Raw genomic sequence first — 4,089 nt, forward strand, 5'->3', positions numbered from 1 at the left:
GTTTCAGGCATTACCTGGCCCGATTGCACCGTAGAAAGCTGTGCTACAGTAAATCCAAAAGGATGTTAGAAATTTCTTTGAAACTGCTCAGCCATAAAATTAACAATGCTTAGGCGCCAATGCCGAAAGTTTTCTTGTTTACAGCTTTTTTGGAAGAAGAATGTAATAAATTGATTCCAAGAAATTTTTTCTCTGAAAACATAGCTTGATTCAACCAGATGCAGCAACCACACCACCTATGCTTAGGTCAGATCCAGAAACTACAGTGCGATTTCTATCAGAAATTAATTTTTTTGAGAGAAATAATTATGAGAATTGAGCATTTTGCAGGAAATTAAATTGTAGTCTGTTAGTTCCTGGAGTTGGGTCATTGCAAAATTTCGTTCCAGAGAACCATCAAAAAGTCCAAACACTGTGGAACCACTACCGGATACAGCAGCAGCCAGGGCACCAAGTTCTAAAAGTAATTCACAAATCTGATTCAAGGCGGGATAGCTTGAAAAAAGTGATTCGTGGAACTGATTTTCGATTTCTGAGGCTAGCTCTCTGATAGTAGTTGGTGTGGTGCTAGGGTGAGAAATTCTCGGTTTGCACATCCCGTAGGCTTTTGCTGTGGATATGCTAAACGTTGGAATAACGAGAAGAATTTCTCCCAATGGATAATTTTGCAAAGATCTTAAAATGTTTCCACGACCGGTTGCTAAGGTTGGTCTTGGATTCAGAAAAAATGGGACATCTGAACCCAATTGCTCCCCAAGTTCCTCAAGTTCTTTTTCAGCGAGAGGCTCGTCGTACCAGCGGTTTAGGGCGAGCAATGTAGCTGCAGCATTGCCGCTGCCCCCACCGAGTCCTCCACCGCTTGGAATTCTTTTTTGGAGGTGAATGATGAGGCGCACTGTCCTCCCTGAAGCTTCTTCAAAAAGCTTTAGTGCTCTCCAGACTAAATTCTCAGGCCCTTCAAGTTCTCGAAGATTGCAGCGAAAACTGAAATGCTTCATTGAATGCTCTTGCAGAGTCAATTCGTCAAAAAAACTAATAGGAACCATATGGGTGAGGATTTCATGGAATCCATCATCACGTTTGCTGAGAATTTGTAAAATAGTGTTGATCTTGGCTGGTGTGAACAATCGCATTGGTTTTAATTGCATTCCACGATCAACTCACCTGGATTAGCAAAGGTAGCTGTTCTGAGCAGATTGTAGTTAGGCCCACAAATTAACTCAGCTTTGCGATAGCAGTAGTTTGGATGATTAGGACAATTTAAATGGTATTGCTGGACTTGTCGTGGGGTTTCGACCATATCCTGAGGAAGGGGCTCACATTCAATTTGGAAGGTTTGATAAAAAGGCAGCGGGCTCCAACGCGGCTCTCGCTCACATCTTGTCAAAAGTGGTTCTGATGGCAAGCTAGTTTGACAGGCAGCTAACATTAGCAAAGCGCTGTAGCAAAAATTCTTCATGGATTCTCTGAGTTCATAAGAACCGGCCTAATAAACTCAGCACATTGCTGGGCAGCGCCAGCTTCCTGCTCAAGTAAGTTTTGTGCTTGCAAACCAAGCTCTTTTGCTTTGTCGGGCTCTTTCAGCAGGGGCATAATTAACGACCGAAGTTCCTCAGCATTTCGTACACTGTAAGCCAGCTTGTCTTCAACAAAACGAATTGCTGTCGAATAATTGTGGAATTGAGGTCCAAAAAATGTTGGTAATCCGAACGCAACTGGCTCCATGATGTTATGGACTCCAGTAGTGAAGGCCCCACCCACGAAGGCTAAATTTGCCTTGGCATAAAGGCTATACAGAACTCCAATTGCGTCAACGATCAATACACGAGCTTTTGCAAATTCCTCTTTTTGGCCCTGACTCCAAAGATGAATTGGGTGCCTTGAAAATATTTCTTTGATCTCTGAAATGTGTTGCTCAGTGGGCTCGTGAGGCACAAGAATCAGACGCAATTCTGGTAACTCTTCAAGAGCATCCAGCAGGACAGAACGCAAACAAGCTAAATCAGCAGGCCAAATGCTGCCTCCTATAAAGACTTTTGCTTTATTCCAAGTTTCGGGAAAATCAGGTGAAGTTACACCATCTCGACGAGAAAGCACACTATCAACTCGAGTATCCCCAAGGACTCTGATGATGGACTTTGGATAGCTCTCTAAAATACGTTGGGTATCTCCCGCAGAAATTGCTGCAACTTCCTGCATTGCTTGATAGATAGTGGAAAAGAGACTTCTACCAATCAAGTTGCTGTGACGCCAAGAACCCTGATGCACTAAAGCAGAAACTAAAAACTGGGTTACGCCTTTACGCTGTGCTTCCCAAACTAAATTCGGCCAAAGATCGTAGCTGACATAGACAAGTGCGTTTGGCTGAAGTTTCGCTAAAATTCGTAAAGCATTAAAATGACTGTCAATAGGCAGATAATCTTTCCAAATTACAGAATTCGGTAACTTGGTAGAGCCACTTTCTAACCAACGCTTCGCATTGACCGAGGTATAACTAAGTGCGAGTTGAACATTTTCCTTCTCAAATTGCCTGAGAATTGGCTCAGCTTGCAGGATTTCACCTGCACTAGCCGCATGTAGCCAGAGAAGCGGTAAGTTCCAGTCACGTTTCTGAAGGGCTTCATCCATTCTCTCCCAGATGCCTGTTCTGCCTTCTAGAGCCTCTTTAAGGTTGGGTTTTTTCTTCGCCTGCTGCTTAATCAGCTGCATTACCAGAGGCTGAAGAATGAGACGATAGATGAGCTTCCAAAAAGTTGTCATTTTAAAATCATAGAGGGGTGGAATATCGCTTGCTTAGATTTGACGACTCAATTTTTGTAAATCTTTGTGTGGACAATCCAGATGAAATACAAGTGGTTGTTGACTGCCATTGCTTGCACATTTGGGGCGACTCTGGTCTGGGCTTCTACCCAAATCTTTCGGCAATACGTGGAACGCTTTCAGGAGGAAGCAGTCAAGACCTTTGCTACTTACGTCATGCAGGGTGAGCGATATCCATTACAACATGCCCTCTACGACATGCGTTTTCGGGTATTGCAGGAAGAACTGGATATAAGCCAACGTCGTGAGACGATGGAATGCAACCGCCGTCGCAATTTTGGTACTGAGATTCCAGCAGAGAAGCAGGAGTTCTGCCAGAAGTACGACTTCATCATCGATTTGGCCAAGGAACAACTTGCAACGGTCAGCATTTTCAACATTGTTTATTCGACTGTGGAACCCATTCTTCTGAGAGAAATTGAGACCCGTAAAGCGCGAGATACTTTCCGAGTTTGGATCCATCAAAAACTGAACTGTTTGGAGGACGACTACCGCTGTGCTAACAACGAGCGGGAAATGCTCCGCAGAATCACGAAGGGCAAACAAGAAGTTTTGGATGCTTATCACGCGGCTTTGATGCGCTTGGAAAGAAAGCTCTATCCAGATGAGATCACAACCGCACCAGTGTGGAGCTATGCCGGGCAAGCCTGCAAAGCTGTGGGTGTTTCGCCGCATGGCGAAGAAAGAACTGGGATGGTTTTTATTCCAGGTGGTTCCTTCAGGATGGGTAGTAAAGATGGAGATGCTTCGGAACGGCCCAGACGTGAGGTGACATTGACCGGTTATTGGCTGGATCGTTGTGAAGTGAGGAATGCGGATTATCTTAAATTTGTCATGCAGGATCCCTTCTTACGTCGAAGCTCCTTGTCACCAAAACTACATGATGGAAGCTATCTGAGAACCTGGAAAGACGATTTGATCGTGGAGTACAACGTCGGTAGTCATCCAGTAACTTATGTGTCTTGGTATGCAGCAAGATATTATTGTGGGGCATTGGGCAAGCGCTTGCCGTCGGAGGCTGAATGGGAGAGAGTAGCTAGAGATGATAAGCAGAATCAACCCTACGGTTATGGGAATGATCCTGTTTTCCTTTCTGACTACGCTTGGTATCGTCAAAACTCGGCAACAATGCAGCGTGTGGTCGCTGACCGAAAACCAAACGACTTAGGTGTATTCGATATGCACGGTAACGTTTGGGAGTGGGTGTACGATAAATTTGGTCTTTATAATCCAGAAGAACTGGTAGACCCTACCGGGCCATTAGAAGGA

At 44.5% G+C, this 4,089-nt stretch carries 5 protein-coding genes; 2 read left to right on the plus strand and 3 right to left on the minus strand.

From position 1 onward, the window contains the following. Positions 1 to 113 (plus strand): IS1 family transposase (locus P8O70_13590; GenBank protein MDG2197890.1); only part of this gene is annotated, 113 nt, incomplete at its 5' end. 171 nt (positions 114 to 284) lie between these two features. Here the strand turns inward: P8O70_13590 and ispE are convergent. From ispE to P8O70_13605, 3 genes are read right to left on the minus strand one after another with little or no spacing between them, the layout of a single operon-like run. Next, positions 285 to 1,148 carry a 4-(cytidine 5'-diphospho)-2-C-methyl-D-erythritol kinase gene (gene ispE / locus P8O70_13595; GenBank protein MDG2197891.1) on the minus strand — a complete coding sequence of 288 codons (864 nt, stop codon included), beginning with the start codon at positions 1,146 to 1,148 and terminating at the stop codon, positions 285 to 287. Continuing rightward, the gene (locus P8O70_13600) at positions 1,139 to 1,459 is read right to left on the minus strand and encodes a hypothetical protein (protein ID MDG2197892.1); all 321 of its coding nucleotides are present in this window, start codon (positions 1,457 to 1,459) and stop codon (positions 1,139 to 1,141) included. The genes ispE and P8O70_13600 overlap by 10 nt, the downstream gene beginning before the upstream one ends. Next, positions 1,456 to 2,760: a glycosyltransferase N-terminal domain-containing protein gene (locus P8O70_13605; protein ID MDG2197893.1), complete on the minus strand. Its 1,305-nt coding sequence runs from the start codon at positions 2,758 to 2,760 to the stop codon at positions 1,456 to 1,458. The genes P8O70_13600 and P8O70_13605 overlap by 4 nt, the downstream gene beginning before the upstream one ends. An 81-nt stretch (positions 2,761 to 2,841) precedes the next feature. Here P8O70_13605 and P8O70_13610 point away from each other — a divergent pair. After that, positions 2,842 to 4,089: formylglycine-generating enzyme family protein (locus P8O70_13610; GenBank protein ID MDG2197894.1), on the plus strand; the 1,248-nt coding region annotated here is incomplete at its 3' end.

The sequence above is a fragment of the SAR324 cluster bacterium genome (assembly GCA_029245725.1).
Lineage (GTDB): Bacteria > SAR324 > SAR324 > SAR324 > NAC60-12 > JCVI-SCAAA005.